This window comes from Pseudomonas sp. LTGT-11-2Z, from assembly GCF_003691445.1.
GTDB lineage: Bacteria > Pseudomonadota > Gammaproteobacteria > Pseudomonadales > Pseudomonadaceae > Aquipseudomonas > Aquipseudomonas monteilii.
Genome location: NZ_CP033104.1, coordinates 3,289,477 through 3,309,442, shown reverse-complemented (window position 1 = coordinate 3,309,442; position 19,966 = coordinate 3,289,477). Strand labels below are relative to the sequence as shown.

Annotated in this window: 18 protein-coding genes; 2 read left to right on the top strand and 16 right to left on the bottom strand. The window is 63.2% G+C overall.

The genetic code is table 11. The features are described 5' to 3' along the window. Window positions 1-28: 28 nt before the first annotated feature. Window positions 29-760 carry a metallophosphoesterase gene (locus D8767_RS15370; RefSeq protein ID WP_016715606.1) on the top strand — a complete coding sequence of 244 codons (732 nt, stop codon included), beginning with the start codon at window positions 29-31 and terminating at the stop codon, window positions 758-760. Here the strand turns inward: D8767_RS15370 and D8767_RS15365 are convergent. Continuing rightward, a complete protein-coding gene (locus D8767_RS15365; RefSeq protein ID WP_016715605.1) occupies window positions 708-1,322 on the bottom strand; it encodes a LysE family translocator in 615 nt (204 codons plus the stop codon). The two genes, D8767_RS15370 and D8767_RS15365, sit on opposite strands and share 53 nt — an antisense overlap. An 87-nt stretch (window positions 1,323-1,409) precedes the next feature. Beyond that, window positions 1,410-2,219, bottom strand: a complete 810-nt coding sequence (locus D8767_RS15360; RefSeq protein WP_016715604.1) for an AraC family transcriptional regulator — start codon at window positions 2,217-2,219, stop codon at window positions 1,410-1,412. A 131-nt stretch (window positions 2,220-2,350) separates the two neighbouring features. On the opposite strand from D8767_RS15360, the gene D8767_RS15355 reads away from it, so the two are divergent. Beyond that, complete coding sequence (locus D8767_RS15355; RefSeq protein ID WP_028698799.1) at window positions 2,351-2,974, top strand: LysE family translocator; 624 nt, start codon at window positions 2,351-2,353, stop codon at window positions 2,972-2,974. On the opposite strand, the gene D8767_RS15350 is transcribed toward D8767_RS15355, so the two are convergent. The 14 genes from D8767_RS15350 to D8767_RS15285 form a co-directional block, all read right to left on the bottom strand. Beyond that, window positions 2,971-5,370 carry an autotransporter outer membrane beta-barrel domain-containing protein gene (locus D8767_RS15350; protein ID WP_016715602.1) on the bottom strand — a complete coding sequence of 800 codons (2,400 nt, stop codon included), beginning with the start codon at window positions 5,368-5,370 and terminating at the stop codon, window positions 2,971-2,973. The two genes, D8767_RS15355 and D8767_RS15350, sit on opposite strands and share 4 nt — an antisense overlap. 121 nt (window positions 5,371-5,491) lie before the next feature. After that, window positions 5,492-5,767 carry a peptidylprolyl isomerase gene (locus tag D8767_RS15345; protein WP_016715601.1) on the bottom strand — a complete coding sequence of 92 codons (276 nt, stop codon included), beginning with the start codon at window positions 5,765-5,767 and terminating at the stop codon, window positions 5,492-5,494. Between the two features lie 32 nt (window positions 5,768-5,799). After that, window positions 5,800-7,758 carry an acetoacetate--CoA ligase gene (locus D8767_RS15340; protein ID WP_016715600.1) on the bottom strand — a complete coding sequence of 653 codons (1,959 nt, stop codon included), beginning with the start codon at window positions 7,756-7,758 and terminating at the stop codon, window positions 5,800-5,802. A gap of 104 nt (window positions 7,759-7,862) precedes the next feature. Next, window positions 7,863-8,342: a serine protease inhibitor ecotin gene (eco, locus tag D8767_RS15335; protein ID WP_016715599.1), complete on the bottom strand. Its 480-nt coding sequence runs from the start codon at window positions 8,340-8,342 to the stop codon at window positions 7,863-7,865. A 55-nt stretch (window positions 8,343-8,397) separates the two neighbouring features. Beyond that, window positions 8,398-9,168 (bottom strand): 3-hydroxybutyrate dehydrogenase, encoded by a 771-nt coding sequence (gene hbdH, locus D8767_RS15330; RefSeq protein ID WP_016715598.1) that lies wholly within the window; start codon window positions 9,166-9,168, stop codon window positions 8,398-8,400. Between the two features lie 10 nt (window positions 9,169-9,178). Beyond that, window positions 9,179-10,570, bottom strand: a complete 1,392-nt coding sequence (locus D8767_RS15325; RefSeq protein WP_016715597.1) for a GntP family permease — start codon at window positions 10,568-10,570, stop codon at window positions 9,179-9,181. A 211-nt stretch (window positions 10,571-10,781) separates the two neighbouring features. Then, entirely contained in the window at window positions 10,782-12,164 is a 1,383-nt protein-coding gene (locus D8767_RS15320) for a sigma-54-dependent Fis family transcriptional regulator (protein ID WP_121757660.1), read from the bottom strand. A 41-nt stretch (window positions 12,165-12,205) separates the two neighbouring features. Then, window positions 12,206-13,222: an ABC transporter permease gene (locus D8767_RS15315; RefSeq protein ID WP_016715595.1), complete on the bottom strand. Its 1,017-nt coding sequence runs from the start codon at window positions 13,220-13,222 to the stop codon at window positions 12,206-12,208. After that, window positions 13,222-14,280 carry a microcin C ABC transporter permease YejB gene (locus D8767_RS15310; protein WP_016715594.1) on the bottom strand — a complete coding sequence of 353 codons (1,059 nt, stop codon included), beginning with the start codon at window positions 14,278-14,280 and terminating at the stop codon, window positions 13,222-13,224. Before D8767_RS15310 ends, D8767_RS15315 begins: the two co-directional genes overlap by 1 nt. Continuing rightward, window positions 14,277-16,202 (bottom strand): extracellular solute-binding protein, encoded by a 1,926-nt coding sequence (locus D8767_RS15305; protein ID WP_122048339.1) that lies wholly within the window; start codon window positions 16,200-16,202, stop codon window positions 14,277-14,279. Before D8767_RS15305 ends, D8767_RS15310 begins: the two co-directional genes overlap by 4 nt. A gap of 13 nt (window positions 16,203-16,215) precedes the next feature. Continuing rightward, window positions 16,216-16,497 carry a peptidylprolyl isomerase gene (locus tag D8767_RS15300; RefSeq protein ID WP_016715592.1) on the bottom strand — a complete coding sequence of 94 codons (282 nt, stop codon included), beginning with the start codon at window positions 16,495-16,497 and terminating at the stop codon, window positions 16,216-16,218. A gap of 79 nt (window positions 16,498-16,576) precedes the next feature. Then, a complete protein-coding gene (locus D8767_RS15295) occupies window positions 16,577-17,638 on the bottom strand; it encodes a 3-deoxy-7-phosphoheptulonate synthase (protein ID WP_016715591.1) in 1,062 nt (353 codons plus the stop codon). A 575-nt stretch (window positions 17,639-18,213) separates the two neighbouring features. After that, on the bottom strand, window positions 18,214-18,534 hold the full coding sequence (locus tag D8767_RS15290; protein WP_016715589.1) for a hypothetical protein: 321 nt from the start codon (window positions 18,532-18,534) through the stop codon (window positions 18,214-18,216). A 110-nt stretch (window positions 18,535-18,644) separates the two neighbouring features. Beyond that, the gene (locus D8767_RS15285; protein ID WP_016715588.1) at window positions 18,645-19,943 is read right to left on the bottom strand and encodes an MFS transporter; all 1,299 of its coding nucleotides are present in this window, start codon (window positions 19,941-19,943) and stop codon (window positions 18,645-18,647) included. Window positions 19,944-19,966: the final 23 nt, after the last annotated feature.

Sequence of the window (19,966 nt, the reverse complement as noted above, 5' to 3'; positions counted from 1 at the left end):
ATGGCGCCACCAGCAGAGGAAGATTGTAATGGGACGGTTTCGGCGGTTGCTCGCCAATATCCGGGGGCGGGACCTGGCAGTGGGTGATATCCATGGTCATTTCCAGCGGCTGGAGAAGTGCCTGGAAGCGGTAGGGTTCGACCCGGCCGTGGACCGCCTGTTCAGCGTAGGTGACCTGGTCGACCGTGGCCCGCACAGCGAGGCCGCTCTGGAATGGCTTGCGCAGCCATGGTTTCATGCGGTGCAAGGCAACCATGAGGCGCTCGCAATCACCCGCGTGCGAGGGGGGCGGCTTGACCTGGAGATGTACCGTGCAGCGGGTGGGAACTGGTTCCTCGACCTGCCCCGGGCCGAGCAACTTCGCTACGTGGAGCGCTTCGAGCAGTTGCCGATTGCGATAGAAGTGGAAAGCGCAGATGGCCTGGTAGGCCTGCTGCATGCCGACAGCCCGTTTGCCGATTGGGCAGCCTTGAGGCGTTGGCTGGAGCTGGAACTGGATGACGACCCCAAAGTGCGGGAAGTGTGCCAGTGGTCGCGGCGGCGGCTGAAGGAAGGCAATACCCAGCCGGTGCAAGGCCTGCGGGCCTTGTTGGTGGGGCACACGCCGGTGCTGGAGCCCAAGCTGCTGGGCAATGTCTGGCACCTGGACACCGGCGGTTGGGCCAGTGGCCACTTCAGCTTGATGGACATGCGGACGCTGAAACTGCTCAGCGCCGCGCCAGATGCAGCAGCAACGCCAACGCCAATGCCACCAGCATGACGCCTGAGGCTCGCTCCAGCCACGGCAGGCTACGGGCGAAACGCCGCAGTACCCGCTGGTTACCGATGGCCACGGCAACCAGCAAGTCCCAGAGCAGCACGATGCTGAACATCCACAAGGCATACGCCGTTTTCCAGCTGTCGCTGGCACTGGCGACCATGCTGGCCAGGCTGGCATAGAACAGCGCGTTCTTGGGGTTGAGGATGCCGGACAAGAAACCCATGCCCAAGCCCCGCCACCAACCCGGTACCGCCGACTCGCCCGCGACTGCGCCCAGGCGGGTTTGCCCGGCATGGCGTAAGAACAGCACGCCGATGTACAGCAGGTAGCTGGCGCCCGCCAGTTGCAGGGCGGTGAACAGCAGGCTGCCTTCCTGCAGCACCGACAGGCCAGTGAACGCCATGGCGATGAACGCGCCATTGGCCAGGGCGATGCCCAGGCAGGCACCGCTGGCGATGCGCCAGCCGCTGTTGATCGAGGTACGCGCCACCAGGAAGAAGTCCGGGCCAGGTGATAGCAATGCGAGGAAGTGGGCGAGGGCGATGATCAGAAACTGTTGCATGGGTGGGGCTGCTCTGCGGAAAACCGCAGTCTGCTGCAGGGCCTGTCAGGCGTATTGAACAATATTGCAAGCCCAGGCGGCGGGCCTTCAGCGCCCTCGGTACTGCCCCGGCGTCACCCCCACATGGGCCTTGAACACCCGCTGGAAGTGGCTCTGATCGGCAAACCCGAGCTGGTAGGCCACCTCCGCCAGCGCCGCCCCTTCACCCAACAGCTGCCGCCCGCGATTGACCCGGGCATTGAGCAGGTAGGCATGTGGTGTCAACCCGGTAGCCGCACGAAACGCACGGATCAGCTGATAGCGCCCGAGCCCGGCCTGATGGGCCAGTGCTTCCACGCTCAAGTGCGCCGGGTCCTGGCCTTCGATACGTGCGATCAACCCGCTCAATGCGCTTGCCTCCACGGCTGGGGCTGCAGATAGCGGTGGCTGTGCCGAGTAGTCCAGGTCCCCCAGAAAGGCAATCAGCGCTGCATCCTTCTCACCGTTGCTGGCGCAGGAGAACAACAGGCTGTTCAACTCGCAGAATTGCCGATACACCTGTGGTGCCCGACAGATACGCGCCGGTTCGCCTGCGCCGGCACTACTCAGCCCCGATTCCAGGCGCAACTGCGTCAGCCAGTCGGCGTCCACATGCAGCATCTGGTAGCTCCAGGCTTGCCCGGGCGCGGGGTTGCAGGCATGTACGCGGTGGGCCGGGACAAACACCAGCGTGCCAGGCGTCAGGCGTTCCTGCCCGTCGGCAGCCCCGGTGAAATGGCTGTGGCCAGCATCCACCGCGCCGATGGAAAACGTGGGGTGGCTGTGGGCCTTGTAGCAAGCCCGGCTATGGCAGGCGCGGCGACTTTCCACATGCGCAAGTGCCGGGTCGCGCCATAGCGCGGTGTGGGGGCGGGGCATCACAAGGTCCTCGGTTTTGCCAGCAGGGTAACAGTTGCTGCGTACCCGTACAGTTTTTAACGCTGACTGTAACTTGACCGCAAGGCCCGGCAGCCGCCGAAATAGACGCCTGTTGCCAAAGGAAAACAACAATGGACCTTTCTAGCCTGCTGCTTTTCATACCTGCCTGCTTCGCCTTGAACATGGCACCCGGGCCAAACAACCTGCTGTCGCTTCATAACGCCAGCCGCTACGGCCTGCGCACCGCCTGCGTGGCGGGTGGCGGGCGTATCCTGGCCTTCAGCGGTATGATCGCCCTGGCGGCCATGGGCCTGGCGGTGGTGCTGCACACCAGCGAATACTTGTTCCTGGCCATCAAGGTGGTGGGCGCGGCCTACCTGTTCTACATCGCCTGGCAATTGTGGCGCGCACCGGTGGGCGAAGCCGTGGTGGCAACTGACCACCCCAGTGGCACGTGGCGCCTGGCGCGCCAGGAGTTCTGGGTGGCGGCCGGCAATCCCAAGGCGATCCTGATCTTTACCGCCTTCCTGCCACAGTTCGTCTCGGTCGGCAGCGCCACACCGGTGAGCGAGCAGTTCCTGTGGCTGGGTGTATTGTTCCTGCTGCTGGAGTGGGCGGCCATTGCCATTTACTCAGGCCTGGGCGCCTACATGCAGCGTTGGTTCAGCCAGCCTGGCCCGCGCCGCCTGTTCAACCGGGTCAGTGCCTCCCTGCTGGGCTGCGCCGGCCTCGGCTTGCTGGCGGCACGCCGCTAGAACTGCCAGCGCACGCCCAGGTTCACGCCGCTGGCTTCCTGCTGGCGGCTGTCCAGGTTGGCGGTGTACTGCACGCCGCCATGCAGGCTCAGCGCCCCACTGACCTGCGCCACCACGCCGCCTTCCAGTTGTGCCGAGGTGTAGCGGTAGTCGGTCTTGATCTTGTCGACATCATCGAAGGTCAACGTATCGCGGCCACCGTCGCCGTGCCACAGGTTGAGCTGTGCATAGGGCTGCAACAGGCGGCCGCTGCTGCCCGTAAACGCACCTTCAAGACGTACCCCCAATCGGCCGGTCAGTTCTACTTGTGCGTCATGGCTGATGCGCGAAACACTGTCGCTTGCGCTGTCGAGCGAGACCTTCTGTGCAATCAACTGCGCTTGTGGCTCCAGGGTCCAGCGCTCGGACAGCGCGATGGGGTAGCCGGACTCCAGCGAAGCCGTCCAGGCATGGCCGTCGATGTTCAGCTTGTCGCCACGGTCCGAACGGGCACGGCCATCGAGGCGGGTGTACTGCAACACGGTATCCAGATAAGCACCTTGTGGCCCGACCAGCGTCCAGTAGGTGCCGACGCTATCGCCATCAAGCCTCAGATCGCCGACGCTTCGGTTCTCCTCGGCCAAGGCGAAACCCTTGACGTCGGCCTCCAGGCGGCTGTGACTGACGTAGAGGCCAACATGCTGCCGATAACCGTTGTCGCCAACCTTGGCGTACAAGTCCTGCCCAACCTTGAAACCGTACAGATCGCCATCCAGGCTCGGGCTGACCGTACCGCTCCATTGCTGGCGCACCGTGCCGCCGTAGGCCTGGCCCCAACTGGCGGGTAGGGCGCTTTTGCCCTTGAGCAACTGTTGGTCACCCTGGCGTTGGTGGAAGGTGCCTAACGCTTGGCGGGCGATGATTGCGGCGCCTCGGGGGGCTGCGGCGTAAACCGGTACTTCTGGGCGATAAAGCGGCAAGCTCTCGCCTTGCACGGGGGCGGGCAAGTCGACCTGGCCCGGCGCCGGGGCAGCGACAGGTGGTGTTTCGGCAGGCGCTATCACGGGGGGCTCGCCGGGCGCTGGCACCGGTGCAGGCGCGGGTGGTGCCTCCACGTTCGAGCGCAGGTACCAGCTGTTTTCGCTGCCAGCAGTAACGCCGCCTTTGAACAGGCGATAGTCGTAGGCGCCAACCGATAGCGTCTTCGTCTGCACAAAGGCTTTAGAAGTACTGGTGGCACCATCACGGGCTTCGACGACCTGGATACCATTCTGAGCAGTCGCTGCACCCGCACCATTGAGGTTGTTGATGGACAATTTGGTAGAGCCGCTGATGGCCCCTCGGCTGACCACCAGGCGGTCGGAGTCGGCACCGTCACCTGCCAGCACGCTGTTCAGGCGCAAAGTGCCGTTGTTGCCGGTGTAATCGCCCAGGATGGTCAAACGGCCCTTTGCGTCGCTGCCACTGCTCAGGTCGATGGTACCGGCGTTAACCACCGATGCCTTGCTGTCACTCTGGATACTGACGATGCTGCCCTGGCGGCTGATCAGCGAGCTGCTCGCATCAATTTGCAAGGTGCCGGTGCCCGTGGGAGGGATTACGCGTGGTTGGTCGGCGCCCAGATCTCCCAGGGTGAGGGTATCGTCGAGGGTCAGCTGGCTGCCTTGTTTGAGGTTGATGCTTTCCCAGTTGGCGTACAAGGCACCTTTGCCGACCTGACTCTGCTCGAACGAAAGCGTGTCCGTGCCGGTGCCGCCGTCCAGGATAACGGCCGAGTTGCCGAGGTCGAGGGTGCGGACAGTAGCCGTGTCATTCCCATTCTCCAGGATGACTCGTTTGCCGATCTGACCGCCAGCCCAGGTAAACACATCATCGTCATTGCCAGTGCGTATTTCGCCTTTGAGCGTGCCGCCACTGAGGGTGATCTTGTCTACGCCGCTACTGGTGCTGATATCACCGCCGATGGTGCCACCGGTCATGGTGATCGTGTCATTGCCAAGCCCACTGACGACATTGCCGACAACGAGGGTTTCAATCCCGAGATTTTGGGAAATATTGAGAATGTTGTCAGCAAGCTTGAGATCTATCCGGCCAATGCTGCCGCCCTGGAAGTCGGCGATGTCACCATCTTCAAACGCGCCCGTAATAGTTCCGCCGGTCATGGTGAACGTGTCCATGTCACCCCCCTGGTTCAGCGACCCCAACGTACCGCCAGTCATGGTGAACGAGTCTTGGCCATTGCCTTGCTGCAATGACAGTACCGTGCCGCCGCCGATGGTGAACGTGTCAGCCGCATTTGTCTGCACCAGGGCACCCAGATTGTCACCGGGTGAAACGGTCAGGGATTCAGCGTGAGCCAGCAAAGGCAGGGTAAGCAGGGGGAATGCGGCAGGCAGCAGCAGGCGAGGGCAGCGCATAGGCAGGTCTCCGTGTCCATTGAAGGGGCCACTACCTGAAGCGTCGCTTCGGCCCTGCCTGTGTTTTATGTAATGCGCAGTGACGGGACAACTGGCAGAAATGTCAGGTGGCCCGCTGCCATCAATCGCGGTAGAAGGTTTGCACCAGGTGGTAGCCGAACTTGCTCTTGATCGGCCCGTGCACCACGCGCAGCGGCTTTTTGAAGATCACCTGGTCGATGGCACCGACCATCTGGCCCGGGCGGATTTCACCCAGGTCGCCACCGCGTTTGCCTGATGGGCAAATGGAGAACTTTTTAGCCAGTACGTCGAAAGCCTCGCCGTTGGCGATGCGCTGCTTGAGCTTTTCGGCTTCGTCAGCGGTCTTGACCAGGATGTGGCGGGCTTGGGCTTTCATGGGGTACCTGTGCTTCGGGGAAAAGGGCGGCATTATGCCTGCTCGCGCAACTCCACGCGATCTCGAAACTGCTCCAGCGCTTGCGGGTTAGCAAGCGCGTCGGTGTTCTTCACCGGTAACCCATGCACCACATTGCGAACCGCCAACTCCACAAGCTTGCCGCTGATGGTACGTGGTATGTCACTGACCTGGGCAATCACCGCCGGCACGTGGCGGGGGGTGGTGAATTGGCGTATCACCTGGCGAATGCGCTGACGCAGGGCTTCATCGAGCAGCAGGCCGTCTTGCAGGCGTACGAACAGCACCACGCGCACATCGCCTTTCCAGTCCTGGCCGATGGCCACGCTTTCCAGCACCTGTTCGACTTTCTCCACCTGGCGGTAGATCTCCGCCGTGCCAATGCGCACGCCGCCCGGGTTGAGCACGGCATCCGAGCGGCCGTGAATCACCAGGCCGCCATGGGTGCGCTGTTCGGCATAGTCGCCTTGGGCCCAAACCCCCGGGTACTGGCTGAAATAGGCGTCGTGATAGCGGCTGCCGTCCGGGTCGTGCCAAAACCCCAACGGCATGCTGGGAAAGTTGCGGGTACACACCAGCTCGCCTTTTTCGTCCTGCACCGGCTGGCCGTGCTCATTCCACACTTCCACCGCCATGCCCAGGCCCTTGCACTGGATTTCGCCACGGCGCACTGGCAAGGTCGGGTTGCCCAGCACGAAGCACGAGACAATGTCGGTACCGCCGGACATGGACGCCAGGCACAGATCAGCCTTGATCTTGCTGTACACGTAGTCATAACTGTGGGGTGACAGCGGCGAGCCGGTAGACAGCAGCAACCGCAGGCTGGCCAGGTTGTGGCTGGCTGCAGGCTCAAGGCCCGCCTGTTCCAGCGCTGCCAGGTACTTGGGGCTGGTCCCGAAGGCGTGGATGCCCTCGGCGTCGATCAGGTCCAGCAGCCGTTCGGGGCCGGGGTGAAACGGCGAGCCGTCGTACAGCACCAGCGTGGCGCCTACTGCCAGGCCGCTGGCCAGCCAGTTCCACATCATCCAGCCGCAGGTGGTGTAGTAGAACAACACGTCATCGGCTTTCAGGTCGTTGTGCAGGCCGTGTTCCTTGAGGTGCTGCAGCAACACGCCACCGGCGCGGTGGACGATGCACTTGGGCACGCCGGTGGTGCCGCTGGAGTAGAGGATGTACAGCGGGTGGTCAAACGGTAGCGGGGTGAAGCGCGGTTCGCCACCGGGCTGGTAGACGTCATCCCACAGGCTCACCCGGGCCGCGTGGAACTCGTCGGGGCGAGTGCCGCTGCGGGTATGAGGCACTACGATCAGCTGCTCCAGGCTCGGCAGCTGCTCGCACACCTGGTTGACCTTGGCCACCTGATCGATGTCTTTTCCAGCGTATTGATAGCCGGCACAGACGATCAGCAGTTTGGGCGCAATCTGGCCGAAACGGTCGATGATGCCATGCACGCCGAACTCGGGCGAAGAGGTCGACCAGATCGCGCCGAGGCTGGTGCAGGCAAGCATGGCCACCAGTGTTTGCCAGGTATTGGGCATCATGGCAGCCACACGGTCGCCTGCGACGATGCCTGCGGCCTTGAACGCCGTTTGCAACCCCGCTACGTGGGCAGCCAGCTGGGCGTGGGTGAACGCCTGGCGGTGGCCATCCTCGCGTATGGAAACGACGGCCGGGCGGTCATCGCGACGGCGCAGCAGGTGTTCGGCGAAGTTCAGGCTGGCGTTGGCGAACCACTGCGCTTCGGGCATTTGTGGCCCTTCACTCAGCACTTGGCTCGGCGGGGTGTGCCAGCGCACGTGGAAATAGTCGGCAAGGGTCTGCCAGAAGGCGGCCCGCTGTTCGATGCTCCAGCGGTGCAGCGCCTGGTAGTCGGTGAGTTGCAGGTTGTAGCGCAGGTTGACCCGTCGGCGGAAGGCATCCATCCGGCTGGCCTCAATCTGCGCCGTGGAGGGGCGCCAGAGCACATCGTTCATGCGGTTCCTCCCGTTACTGCCAACTGCGGGCTTGTTCTTTGTGGGACAGGTATCTGCTATCCCCTGTGGGAGCGCAAGCTTTCAGATGCCGAGCAAGGCCGTGCTTACTCTACTTTAGCCTTTTGCACGTCCTGCGATGCCGACCACACGCGGTAGCGGACTTCGACATCCTTGGGTACATACACCACCACTGGCAATTTGCTGTTGTAGCGCAGCAGGAAGCCGTCACCGACCACCGGCACGAAGGCGTCGGTCTTTTTGCCATCCGGGCAGGCCATCAGCGTGCTGGCCGGGCCGCTGACCTTGTCCAGGCGGTAGTAGTTGTAGCCCCAGCCTTCCAGGGTGCGTTCTTCCAGGTTGCCGCCCAGGCGTTGGCGATTGCAGTCCACCTGCAGCGTCTTGCCGGCGAGGATTTCCAGTTTATAGGCCGACTCATCGGCCTGTGCCGGCAGGTGGATCACCTGCCGGGTGAAGCCTTTTTCTGCCTCGGGGTAGGGGGCGACGTCCTTCAGGCTGGCAGCCATCACAGGGGCTGCGGCAGCCAGGGTCAGGGCTAGAATCGCGGTCATCGGGGTAGGGCGCATAAGGCCTCCTTGCAAATAATCGAATGCGAGATCACCGCCAGGCCCAGGCTGCCCGTCACTGGGCCAACCAGCCACCATCGACGTTCCAGGCGGCGCCGCGAACCTGGCTTGCGGCCTCGCTGCACAAGAATAGTACCAGCTCACCCAGGTGTTCGGGGGTGACGAACGCCAGCGATGGTTGTTTCTCGGCCAGCAGATCATGCTGTGCCTGCAGCGGATCGCCACCGTTGGCAGCACGGTCGTCGATCTGCTTCTGCACCAGCGGGGTCAGCACCCAGCCTGGGCAGATGGCATTGCAGGTGACATTGCTGGTGGCCGTTTCCAGCCCGACCACCTTGGTCAGGCCGACCACACCATGTTTGGCCGCCACATAGGCTGCCTTGCCAGTCGAACCGACCAGGCCATGTACCGAAGCGATGTTGATGATGCGCCCCCAGTTGCGCGCGCGCATGCCCGGCAGCGCCAGCCGCGTGCCATGGAACACGGCCGACAGGTTGAGGGCGATGATCTTGTCCCAGCTTTCCTGCGGGAACTGCTCCACCGGTGCTACATGCTGGATGCCGGCATTGTTGACCAGCATGTCGACACCACCGAATTCGCGTTCGGCCAGGGCGAACAACGCTTCGATCTGGGCCACGTCCGACAGGTCTGCCGGGTGGTGAACGGCCTTCACCCCGTGCCGGCTGATCTCGGCCAGCGCCGGTGCCGGGTCGCCAAAGCCGTTGAGCACGATATCGGCGCCCGCGCGGGCCAGCACCTGGGCAATCCCTAAGCCGATGCCGCTGGTGGAACCGGTGACGAGTGCAGTCTTGCCTTTGAGGGTCATGCATAGCTCCTTAGACGATGCCAGTGGCGTAGAACGTGGCGATGACAACGAACACCGCCAGGGTCTTGATCAGGGTAATACCGAAAATATCCTTGTAGGCCTCGCGGTGGGTCAGGCCGGTCACCGCCAGCAAGGTGATCACCGCGCCGTTGTGTGGCAGGGTGTCCATGCCACCGCTGGCCATGGCGGCCACCCGGTGCAGTACTTCGAGCGGGATGTTGGCGGCATGGGCGGCGGCGATGAACGTGTCGCCCATGGCCGCCAGGGCGATGCTCATGCCGCCCGAAGCGGAGCCTGTGATGCCGGCGAGCAAGGTCACGGTGATGGCTTCGTTGACCAGCGGGTTGGGGATGCCACGCAGGGCATCGGCCAGCACCAGAAAGCCTGGCAGCGAGGCGATCACTGCACCAAAGCCATATTCAGAAGCGGTATTCATGGCCGCCAGCAAGGCACCACCCACCGCGCTTTTGGTGCCTTCGGCAAGGCGCGTGCGGATGGCGCCAAAGGCACACACCAGCACCATGAGGATGCCCACCAGCAATGCCGCCTGCACTGCCCAGATGGCCGTGAGCTTGGCCACGTCGCTTTGCACTGGCGCGTTCATGCCGGGCAGTTGCAGGCTGTGGCTGGGGCCGTACCACTGCGGGATCCAGTGGGTGAACAGCAGGTTCATCACCCCCACCAGCAGCAGGGGCGCCAAGGCCAGCCAGGGGTTAGGCAGGGCCAGGTCGGCAGCGGTTTCCGGCTCATTGCGCAGGTCGGTGCCATAGCCTTCACCCGCACGCTGGGCTTTGTTGCGTTGGCGTTGCAAGTAGGCCATGCCGGTAAAGAACACGAACAACGTGCCGATCAGGCCCAGCCACGGCGCCGCCCAGGCGGTGGTGTTGAAGAAGGTGCTGGGGATGATGTTCTGGATTTGCGGGGTGCCCGGCAGGGCGTCCATGGTGAACGAGAACGCGCCCAAGGCGATGGTGGCCGGGATCAGGCGCTTGGGGATGTTGCTCTGGCGGAACATTTCGGCGGCGAACGGGTACACCGCGAACACCACCACGAACAGCGAGACACCGCCATAGGTGAGCAGGGCACAAACCAGCACGATTACCAGCATCGCCTGACGGGTGCCAAGCAGGCGGATGGCGGCGGCGACGATCGATCGGGAAAAGCCGGACAGTTCGATCAGCTTGCCAAACACTGCGCCCAGCAGGAACACCGGGAAGTAGAGCTTGATGAAGCCAACCATTTTCTCCATGAACACCCCGGTGAACGCGGGGGCCACGGCAGAGGGGTCGGTGAGCAGGACGGCGCCGAGGGCGGCAATGGGGGCAAAGAGGATTACGCTGTAACCGCGATAGGCAGCCAGCATCAGCAGGGCCAGAGCGGCGAGGGCGATGAGCACGGTCATCGGGGTGGGTCTCCTGGGTGAGTCTTGTTTTTATCGGTGTGCAGGAGATAGCGGGAATCGTGCCAAAATGTAAGTTATTGATTTGTAGGTGTTTTTTGTTTGTTCTGAAATATTTGTCTCTAATTCGAGATTTTTGTTTCGCTTTGCGTCCTGTCAAGGCACAAGGGCAAAGCCCTTGCCATAGTCTCAATATAGAAACTAGAGTCTCTAATCAGAGACCTAGTGCAACCATCTTCTTGTACAGGGTCGACCGTCCTAGCCCCAATGCCTGAGCAGCCTGCGGTACATTGCCCTCGCATTCTGCGAGCGCCTCGCCAATCAGCTTGCGCTCGAATGCCTCGCAGGCCTCCCGGTATGTCTGTTGCACCGGCCCGCTCGCTACCGGGCTCAACGGCCCCAATGCCGCACGCAAGTCCGCCACCCCCAATCGTGGCTGATCCGCCAGCAATGTCGCGCGCTCCAGCACATTGCGCAGCTCGCGAATGTTCCCCGGCCATGCATGCCGCGCCAGCAGTTGTTGCGCGTCGGCCTCCAGCTCGTACTGGCTGCCCAGTTCACCCAGTATGGTCTCGCACAGCGCTGGCAAATCCTCCAGTCGCTCCCGCAGCGGCGGCACGTCGATCGGCAGCACATTCAGCCGGTAATACAGGTCGGCGCGAAACGCCCCACGGGCCATGGCCGCCTGCAGGTCGATGGAGGTGGCGGCAATGATGCGCACGTCGCTGCGCAGCATCTGGTTCGAGCCAACCGGCTCGTATTCCTTTTCCTTCAGCACGCGCAGCAGCTTGCTCTGCAGGGCTAGCGGCATGTCGCCGATCTCGTCGAGGAACAGCGTGCCGCCTTCGGCCAGCTGCAGCTTGCCACTGCGGCCCTTGCGGTCGGCGCCGGTAAACGCACCCGGCGCGGTGCCGAAAAATTCGGCTTCGAGCAGCGTTTCAGGGATCGCTGCACTGTTGATGCTGACGAAGGCTTTGTGCGCCCGCGCCGACGCCGCGTGGATGGCATGGGCCAGTAGCTCTTTGCCCGTACCGGTTTCGCCCAGCAACAACACCGGCGAATCGCTACCAGCACCGCGCCGGGCGCGGCGCTTGGCTTCCAGGCTGGCAGCACTGCTGCCCACGAACTGGGCGAAGCTGTACTTGGCTTGGCGGGCGCGCAGTTGCGAGCGGGTCGAGGCCAGTTCCTGCTGCATGCTGGCGTAGCGTTTGAGCAGTGGCGACAGGCTGCGCAGTTCGTCGAACAGGGCAAAGCCGATGGCACCGATCAGTGCGCCCTGGTCGTCGTGGATCGGCAGGCGCATCACCACCAAGGGCTCGTTCGGGGTGTCGAGCATGTCCAGCAGGATTGGCCGGCCATTGCTCACCACCTCGCGCATCAGGCTGCCCGGGATCACCGCTTCGCACGGCTGGCCGATGGCACTGGCGGCATCGGCCAGGCCAAAGCGCCGGGCGTAGCGTTCGTTCATCCAGACGATACGTGCATTGCGGTCAACGATGACCGTGCCTTCGCTGGACTGCTCGATGATCTCGAACAGCGAGTGAATTGCCAGTTGCCGTACCTGGGGGTAGTTCTTGAGGCTGTCGTTGTCGTGCATGGGGCAAATTCCGAATCATGTGAAGGCCGGGCCTGTAAAACCTAACCTCTGGGGTCGAATGCTTCGCGCAAGGCGTCCCCGATAAACACCAGCAACGACAAGATCACCGCCAGCGCGAAAAACGCGGTAAAGCCCAGCCATGGCGCCTCCAGGTGTTGCTTGCCCTGGGTCACCAACTCACCCAGCGAAGCACTCCCGGCCGGCATGCCAAACCCGAGGAAATCCAGTGCGGTCAGGGTAGTGATCGCCCCGGTCAGCATGAATGGCACGTAGGTCAGCGTGGCGTTCATGGCGTTGGGCAAAATATGTCGCAGCATCACCTGGCTGTCCGGCAGGCCCAACGCCCGGGCTGCCTTTACATACTCCAGGTTTCGCCCCCGCAGAAACTCGGCGCGTACCACATCGACCAACGTCAGCCAAGAGAACAGCGCCATGATCCCCAGCAACCACCAGAAATCCGGTTCGACAAAGCCGCTGAGGATGATCAGCAGGTACAGCACCGGTAAGCCTGACCACACTTCCAGCAGCCGCTGGCCGAGCAGGTCGACCCAACCGCCGTGGTAGCCCTGCAACGCGCCGGCTATCACGCCAATGAGCACGCTTACGACGGTCAGGGCAAAAGCGAACAGCAGCGATACCCGCGTGCCGTACAGTACCCGCGCCAGCACATCGCGCCCTTGATCGTCGGTACCCAGCCAGTTGCTTGCACTTGGCGGGCTGGGGGTGGGTACTTGCAGGTCGTAGTTGGGGGTGTCGGCGCTGAACGGGATGGGCGCGAACAGCATCCAGCCGCCTTGTTCCGCGATCAGTTGGCGCACATACGCACTGCGGTAATCGGGCTGGAACGGCAACTGGCCACCAAACTGCTGCTCGGTGTAGCGTTTGAGTGCAGGCATGTACAGCTCGCCCTTGTAGCCCAGCAGCAGGGGTTTATCGTTGGCCACCAGCTCTGCACCCATGCTCAACAGCAACAGGCCGGCGAACAGCCACAGCGAGACCCAGCCCAGGCGGTTGCGGCGAAAGCGTTGCAGGCGACGGCGCGAGACGGGGGAAAGCATCAGTGCGCCCTCGTATCGAAGTCGATGCGAGGGTCGAGCAACGTGTACGACAGGTCGCCGATCAGGCGGATCAAAAGGCCCGCCAGGGTGAAGATGAACAGTGTGCCGAACACGACCGGGTAATCCCGCGACACTGCTGCGTCATAGCTCATGCGGCCCAGGCCATCGAGCGAAAAGATCACTTCGATCAGCAAGGAACCGGCGAAGAACACCGTTATCAGTGCCTGCGGCAAGCCCGCTACCACCAACAGCATGGCATTGCGCAGTACATGGCCATACAGCACCCGGCGTTCACTCAGGCCTTTGGCCCGGGCGGTGACCACGTATTGGCGGGAAATCTCGTCGAGGAAGGCGTTCTTGGTCAGCAACGTGAGGGTCGCGAAACCGCCAATCACCAAGGCGCCGACTGGCAGCACCAGGTGCCAGAAGTAGTCGGCAACCTTGCCCAGCAGGCTGAGTTCGTCGAAGTTGTCCGAAACCAGGCCACGCACCGGGAACCAGTTGAGCGAGGTCCCTCCGGCGAACAGCACGATCAGCAGCAAGGCGAACAGGAACGAGGGCAGGGCATAGCCGACCACAATCAGCGCGCTGCTCCAGGCATCGAACCGGCTGCCGTGGCGCACCGCTTTGCGTATGCCCAGCGGGATCGACACCAGGTAGGTGATCAGCGTGGCCCAGAAACCCAGCGACAGGGTGACCGGCAACTTGTCCAGGATCAGGTCCGTGACCTTGGCACCGCGGAAGAAACTGTTGCCGAAGTCCAGCCGGGCATACTGGCCCAGCATCAGCCACAAGCGCTCGGGGGCGGATTTGTCGAAACCGTACTGGCGCTTGATCTCCTCGATCAGTTTCGGGTCCAGGCCTCGTGTGGCGCGGGACTCACCATGCACCACTTCGGCCCGCGCGCCGGGTGCGCCGCCGCCAAGGCCTTGCAGGCGCGCCACGGCCTGTTCTACCGGGCCACCCGGCGCAGCCTGGACGATGGCGAAGTTGACCAGCAAGATCGCCAGCAGGGTCGGGATGATCAACAACAGACGGCGCAGGATGTAGGTGGTCATGGCAAGGCCTTCTGGCGTTCGGCCATTTGCGCGTTGGTCAGCGGGGTGGGGCTGATCTCCCACCAGGTGTCCAGGCCTTCGTCATAGGCCGCCTGGACCTTGGGCAGGCCAAAGCGGTTCCACCAGGCGGTGGAGCTACCTGGCGGGTAGTAGTTGGGGATCCAGTAGTAGTTCCATTGCAGCACCCGGTCCAGGGCGCGGGCGTGCTGCAGCATGTCGGCCTGGGTGTCGGCACGCACCAGGCCGTCGATCAGGCGGTCCACGGCCGGGTCTTGCAGCACCATCAGGTTGTTCGAGCCGGGGTCGTGGGCGGCTGCCGAGCCAAAGTAGTTGTACAACTCGGCACCCGGCGACAGGGTAACCGGGTAGCCGGTGACGATCATGTCGTACTCGCGCGCCATCAGCCGGTTGACGTACTGGGCAGCGTCGACATTGCGGATGTTCAGGGTGACGCCGATCTGGGCCAGGTTGCGCTTCCACGGCAGCAGCAGGCGCTCCATGCCCGCCTGGCCGTTGAGGAAGGTGAATGCCAGCGGTGTGCCGTCGCTGTTCACCAGCCGGTCGCCTTCGGGGTGCCAACCGGCTTGTTCAAGCAGGGCCAGGGCCTGCAACTGTTGTTTGCGGATGATCCCGGACCCGTCGGTGACCGGGGCGCTGAACACCGTGGTGAAAACTTCGCCCGGTACGTTTCCGCGCAACGGTTCAAGCAGCTTCAGCTCGCCAGCATCCGGCAGCTTGCGGGCTGCCAGCGGCGTGTTGGAGAACACGCTTTGTTGGCGGATGTACATATTGCGCATCATCTGCCGGTTGCTCCACTCGTAGTCCCACAACATGCCCAGCGCCTGGCGCACCCGGCGGTCCTTGAACTGCGGCTGGTCGAGGTTGAACACGAAGCCTTGGGCCACTTGCGGTTTGGCCGGGCCAAGGTGGGCGCGTTGCAGGCGACCATCCTCCAGTTGCGCACCGTTGTAGCCCAGGGTGTAAGCGGTGGCGGAGAACTCACGGTTGTAGTCGTAACCCCCGCCTTTGAGCACCTGCCGGGCCACCTCGGTATCGCCGAAGTACTCGATGCGTAGCTTGTCGAAATTGTAGCGGCCACGGCTGGCGGGCAGGTCGCGCGCCCACCAGGTGGGGTCGCGTTCGAAGGTGATGCTGCGGCCGTTGTCGATGCGCCCGATGCGGTACGGGCCGCTGCCGACTGGCTTGTCAAAACCGGCACCGTTGGCGAAGTCGCGTTGCTGCCAGTCGTGTTCGGGCAGTACCGGCAGGCTGGCGAGGTCAAGGGCCAGGGTGCGGCCGTGCCCGGGCTTGAAGTCGAAGCGCACGCTGTGCGGGTTTTCCACGGTCACACCAGTGACGTCGGCGAACTGGGTGCGGTACTTGAGGCTGCCTTTGTTCATCAACAGCTCGAAGGTGAAACGTACGTCTTCGGCACGCACCGGTTTGCCATCGGCGAAGGTGGCACGCGGGTCGATATTGAAACGTAGCCAGGCATCGTCGGGGCCGCGCTCCATGCTGTGGGCGATCAGGCCATAGACGGTATAGGGTTCATCGAACGAGCGCACGGCCAGTGGCGCATACAACAGGCCATCGACTTCGCTGACGCCAATGCCTTTGTCGATGTACGGCAGGATATGGTCGAACTGGCCGATCTCGATGGCCGAGCGGCGCAGGATGCCGCCCTTGGGGGCGTTGGGGTTGACGTAGTCAAAGTGCTGGAAGCTGGCGTTGTAGCGGGGAGCTTCACCGTAGACGGTGAGTGCATGGGTGGGGGCGGCTTGGGTATTGAAAGCTAGACAAAGCAAGAACAGGCCCCACAAACCCTGTGGGAGCGGGCGTGCCCGCGAATGCGTCGGCCCAGGCAACGAGGTTGTCTGGTCTGGGCTATTCGCGGGCAAGCCCGCTCCCACACGGACTTTCATCGGCTGCGAGGACTTAATCCTGGCGGCTGGTCACTTCCAGCAGGTGGTAGCCGAACTGGGTTTTCACCGGGCCTTGCACGGTGTTGACCGGGGCGCTGAACACCACGGTGTCGAATTCCTTGACCATCTGGCCTGGGCCGAACGAGCCCAGGTCACCGCCCTGACGGCTGGACGGGCAGGTGGAGTTGGCTTTGGCGATTTCAGCGAAGTCGGCGCCTGCTTCGATCTGGGCTTTGAGTTCGTTGCATTTATCGATGCTGCTGACCAGGATGTGGCGGGCGGTTGCACGGGCCATGGGTACTGCTCCTTGGGGTAAAAAGGCAAGCCTAGCGCACTTGCTTGGGGTATGTCTCGCCAGGCTTGCAACCTTCGTCTTACAGTTTTTGTGCCGCTTCGCGCAACAGGGTTTCGGTCGAGTTCCAGCCCAGGCAGCCGTCGGTGATCGACACGCCGTACTTCAGTACACCCTTGCCCAGCGCCTGACAGCCATCGAACAAATGCCCCTCGATCATCACGCCAACGAGCGAGCGGTCGCCGGCCAGGCGTTGCGCCAGCACATCGTTGAACACCGCGGGCTGGCGAGCCGGGTCCTTGCCGCTGTTGGCGTGGCTGCAATCGACCATGATTCGCGCCTGCACGCCAACCTTGGCCAGTGCCTGGCGGGCCATGGCGATGCTGTTGGCATCGTAGTTGGGGCCTTTGTGGCCACCGCGCAGTACCAGGTGAGTGTCCGGGTTGCCCTGGGTTTCGATGATCGCCGGGTGGCCCTGCGCATCCATGCCGAAGTGGCGGTGCGGGTGGGCGGCGCTGCGCATGGCGTCGCTGGCGATGGCGATGCCGCCGTCGGTGCCGTTCTTGAAGCCGACTGGCAGCTCCAGGCCGCTGACCATTTCCCGGTGAATCTGCGATTCGGTGGTGCGCGCCCCAATCGCGGCCCAGGCCAGTAGGTCGTCGAAGTAGCCGGCGGCCATCGGTTGCAGCAGCTCGGTGGCGATCGGCAGGCCGCGTTCGATCATGCTCAGCATCAGCCCACGGGACAACGCGATGCCCGAGTGCATGTCGTCACTGCCATCGAGGTGCGGGTCGTAGGCGAGGCCTTTCCAGCCCACGGTAGTGCGCGGTTTTTCGACGTACGCGCGCATCACCAGCAGCAGCTTGTCGCTGACTTCACGGCTGAGAGCGGCCAGGCGGTCGGCGTATTCCAGGGCTGAGCGAGGGTCGTGGATCGAGCAGGGGCCGACGATCACCAACAGGCGCGGATCGCGGCCTTCGAGGATGTCCCGGATGGCCTGACGGTGTGCATGGACTTGCTGGGTGAGTTCGCTGGACAGCGGCATTTGCTGCTTGAGCAGGTGCGGGCTGGGCAGGCGCTTGCTGACGGTGGTGTTGGCCGCTTGCGGCTGGGTCAGGGGCAGGGCGAGGCTGGAAGCTTGCATGGCGTTTTTCCCTGGGCGGACGGCGGGTTCTGGCCCGCGTGGTCGGCCCTATCGAGGTGTTCGACAGATCGTTGAATTCGTATTGGCTGCTGCATTGCCACCTGTGGAAGACCGGACGGAGGCGGCAGGCTGGCCCGAACGGGATTGGCTAAATCGCCAGGCATAGGTGTTTGCGTAGTAATAAGTGGCGTAGTTCATGAATCTGTCCTCAATGTGAATCGGTGTTGTTCAAAGGCCTGAAAAGCAAAACCCCCGGTCGGGAAGCCGACCGGGGGTTTGAGTATTCTCATGTTCGGCGGCCCCTCGAAGGTGGGCGCCGTGTGGGTATCGGCGCCTAGTGGCTAAACCAATACCCAAAGTAATAGCTGGCAGGTGCCACGCAGCCGGCAACGGCCAGCACAGGGCGCAGGGTGCGACCGGTGTGGTTGGCGTGGTTGCGGGTGTGTTTCGGCATGTTGCTCTCCAGTGAATGAGCCCGAGCTTACTTCAGTTCGGCCGGGCCATTCAATGGATAAATGCTATAGGGTTGATCATTTGCTTTTGTACTGGTTGGTTCAATGACCGTAACGCCCGACCTAGTGGCTGTCTTGGTCCTCTGCAGTACCTCCGGTGTGCCCCGCACCGGAGCCGGTAGCCTCGCCGGTGCTGTTAGAGCCGCCGCTGGCGCCGTCGGCGGCATCGGTGTTGTTGCCGGTGTCGCTGCTGTCGTTGCTTTTACCACTGCCGGGGCTGTTGACGCTGCTGCCCTCACCAGCCGACTTGCCGCCAGACTGATCGGTCTGTGGGCGACTGTCGGTGTTGGTGTGTGTGTCGGTGTTGGTGGCAGCGAAGGCGGTGCCGGTGAGGCTGGTCAGGGCCAGCGCGAGGTACAGGGAAAGCGGACGAATGCGGATCATGGGAAGTCTCCTTTGCGGATGATCTGTCATTCGTTTGGCCAAGTGCGGGGAGCGGGGTGCGCTTTGGGCGACGAGCGGTAACTTCAGGGGCCGCAAAGCGGCCCCTGGGATCAATGAGATTCCGAGCGCTGTGCTGGCGCCGGGTTTTCTACCGGCTCCAGCGGCGGATGCTCCTGCGCGGCGTGCATCAGGTCTTCGGTCACGCGCAGCTCGGCGCCGGTTGGCGAGAAGGTGGTCGAAGCCGTAAACGGTGCCGGGTGCTCCGCCGCCGGGCGTTTGCCACGGCGCCACATGAAGAAGCACACCATGCCCAGGTTGACCACGGCAAAGGCCCAGAACAGGCCGGCCTCGCCAAACTCGGTCATCATCGGCGACATGGCGACCGGCGCCATGGCAGAGCCCAGCGAGTTGATCAACAGCAGGCCCTGAATCATCGGTACCAGCGCATCGGACGGCGCCCGGTCGGCGGCATGGCTGACCGCCACCGGGTACAGGGTGAACACGCCACCACCCAGCAGGAACAGCATGGCTGGCAGCAGGAACGAGTCCGACGGCAGGAACACCGTGACCAGCGACAGCACCACACACAGCGCAGCCAGGGCGATCAGCACATCTTGGCGGTCCTTGCGGTCGGACCAGCGCCCGACCGGGTATTGCAGCAGCATGGCGCCGAGGATCACCCAAGCCATCATGTTACCGACCTCGCCCACCTCCAGGCCGATGCGTTGCAGGTACAGCGGCAGCAGGGAATAGATCCCGGCAATGGCCACACCCGAACCGAAGCAGCCCACCAGGCCTGACGGTGCCACACCCAGCAGCTGGCGGGGTTTGAGCGGTTCGACCTGGTCCAGCAGGGGCGATACCCGCGGCAAGATCACGATAGGCAGCACCGACAGTGCTGCCAGCACGCCAGCCAGCATGAAGGGGGCGGTGTCACCCAGCTGGGTGATTTCGCCAAGGCCGGCCTGGGCGATTACCCCGGCGCCGTAGAAGGCAATCATGTACAGCGCAAGCAGGCGGCCGCGAATCTTGGCGTCGCCGGCCAGTAGCAGCCAGCTTTCGATCACCAGGAACACGCCGACCGCCGCCCAGCCGTTGATCAGGCGCAGCACAGACCACCAGGTGACGTCGTAGAACAACCCTTGCAGCAGGATGGTCGCGGCGATCAGCGAAGCGAAGCTGGTGTAGGCGCGGATATGGCCGATGCGCAAGATCAGCCGGTCGTTGAAGATTGCACCCAGGGTCAGGCCGATGAAGTAGGTCGACGAGACAATACCGATGGTGGTGGCTGACTCACCGGCAGCGCCCAGGCGCAGGGTGGTCAGGGAAGACATGAAGCCGTTGCCCAGGGCAATGATGAACAACCCGAGCAGGGGCGCCAGCGCCATGGCCAGCAAACGCGGAGACATACGTACCTCTAGTTGGATGAGCG

Coding starts and splice junctions, on each gene's coding strand:
- D8767_RS15310 (WP_016715594.1), bottom strand. CDS start 14,280: ATGACCACCTACATCCTGCGCCGTCTGTTGTTGATCATCCCGACCCTG.
- D8767_RS15360 (WP_016715604.1), bottom strand. CDS start 2,219: ATGCCCCGCCCCCACACCGCGCTATGGCGCGACCCGGCACTTGCGCAT.
- eco (WP_016715599.1), bottom strand. CDS start 8,342: ATGCGCCCTACCCCGATGACCGCGATTCTAGCCCTGACCCTGGCTGCC.
- D8767_RS15350 (WP_016715602.1), bottom strand. CDS start 5,370: ATGCGCTGCCCTCGCCTGCTGCTGCCTGCCGCATTCCCCCTGCTTACC.
- D8767_RS15340 (WP_016715600.1), bottom strand. CDS start 7,758: ATGAACGATGTGCTCTGGCGCCCCTCCACGGCGCAGATTGAGGCCAGC.
- D8767_RS15345 (WP_016715601.1), bottom strand. CDS start 5,767: ATGAAAGCCCAAGCCCGCCACATCCTGGTCAAGACCGCTGACGAAGCC.
- D8767_RS15355 (WP_028698799.1), top strand. CDS start 2,351: ATGGACCTTTCTAGCCTGCTGCTTTTCATACCTGCCTGCTTCGCCTTG.
- D8767_RS15290 (WP_016715589.1), bottom strand. CDS start 18,534: ATGATCCGCATTCGTCCGCTTTCCCTGTACCTCGCGCTGGCCCTGACC.
- D8767_RS15315 (WP_016715595.1), bottom strand. CDS start 13,222: ATGCTTTCCCCCGTCTCGCGCCGTCGCCTGCAACGCTTTCGCCGCAAC.
- D8767_RS15300 (WP_016715592.1), bottom strand. CDS start 16,497: ATGGCCCGTGCAACCGCCCGCCACATCCTGGTCAGCAGCATCGATAAA.
- hbdH (WP_016715598.1), bottom strand. CDS start 9,168: ATGACCCTCAAAGGCAAGACTGCACTCGTCACCGGTTCCACCAGCGGC.
- D8767_RS15365 (WP_016715605.1), bottom strand. CDS start 1,322: ATGCAACAGTTTCTGATCATCGCCCTCGCCCACTTCCTCGCATTGCTA.
- D8767_RS15285 (WP_016715588.1), bottom strand. CDS start 19,943: ATGTCTCCGCGTTTGCTGGCCATGGCGCTGGCGCCCCTGCTCGGGTTG.
- D8767_RS15325 (WP_016715597.1), bottom strand. CDS start 10,570: ATGACCGTGCTCATCGCCCTCGCCGCTCTGGCCCTGCTGATGCTGGCT.
- D8767_RS15295 (WP_016715591.1), bottom strand. CDS start 17,638: ATGCAAGCTTCCAGCCTCGCCCTGCCCCTGACCCAGCCGCAAGCGGCC.
- D8767_RS15320 (WP_121757660.1), bottom strand. CDS start 12,164: ATGCACGACAACGACAGCCTCAAGAACTACCCCCAGGTACGGCAACTG.
- D8767_RS15370 (WP_016715606.1), top strand. CDS start 29: ATGGGACGGTTTCGGCGGTTGCTCGCCAATATCCGGGGGCGGGACCTG.
- D8767_RS15305 (WP_122048339.1), bottom strand. CDS start 16,202: ATGAAAGTCCGTGTGGGAGCGGGCTTGCCCGCGAATAGCCCAGACCAG.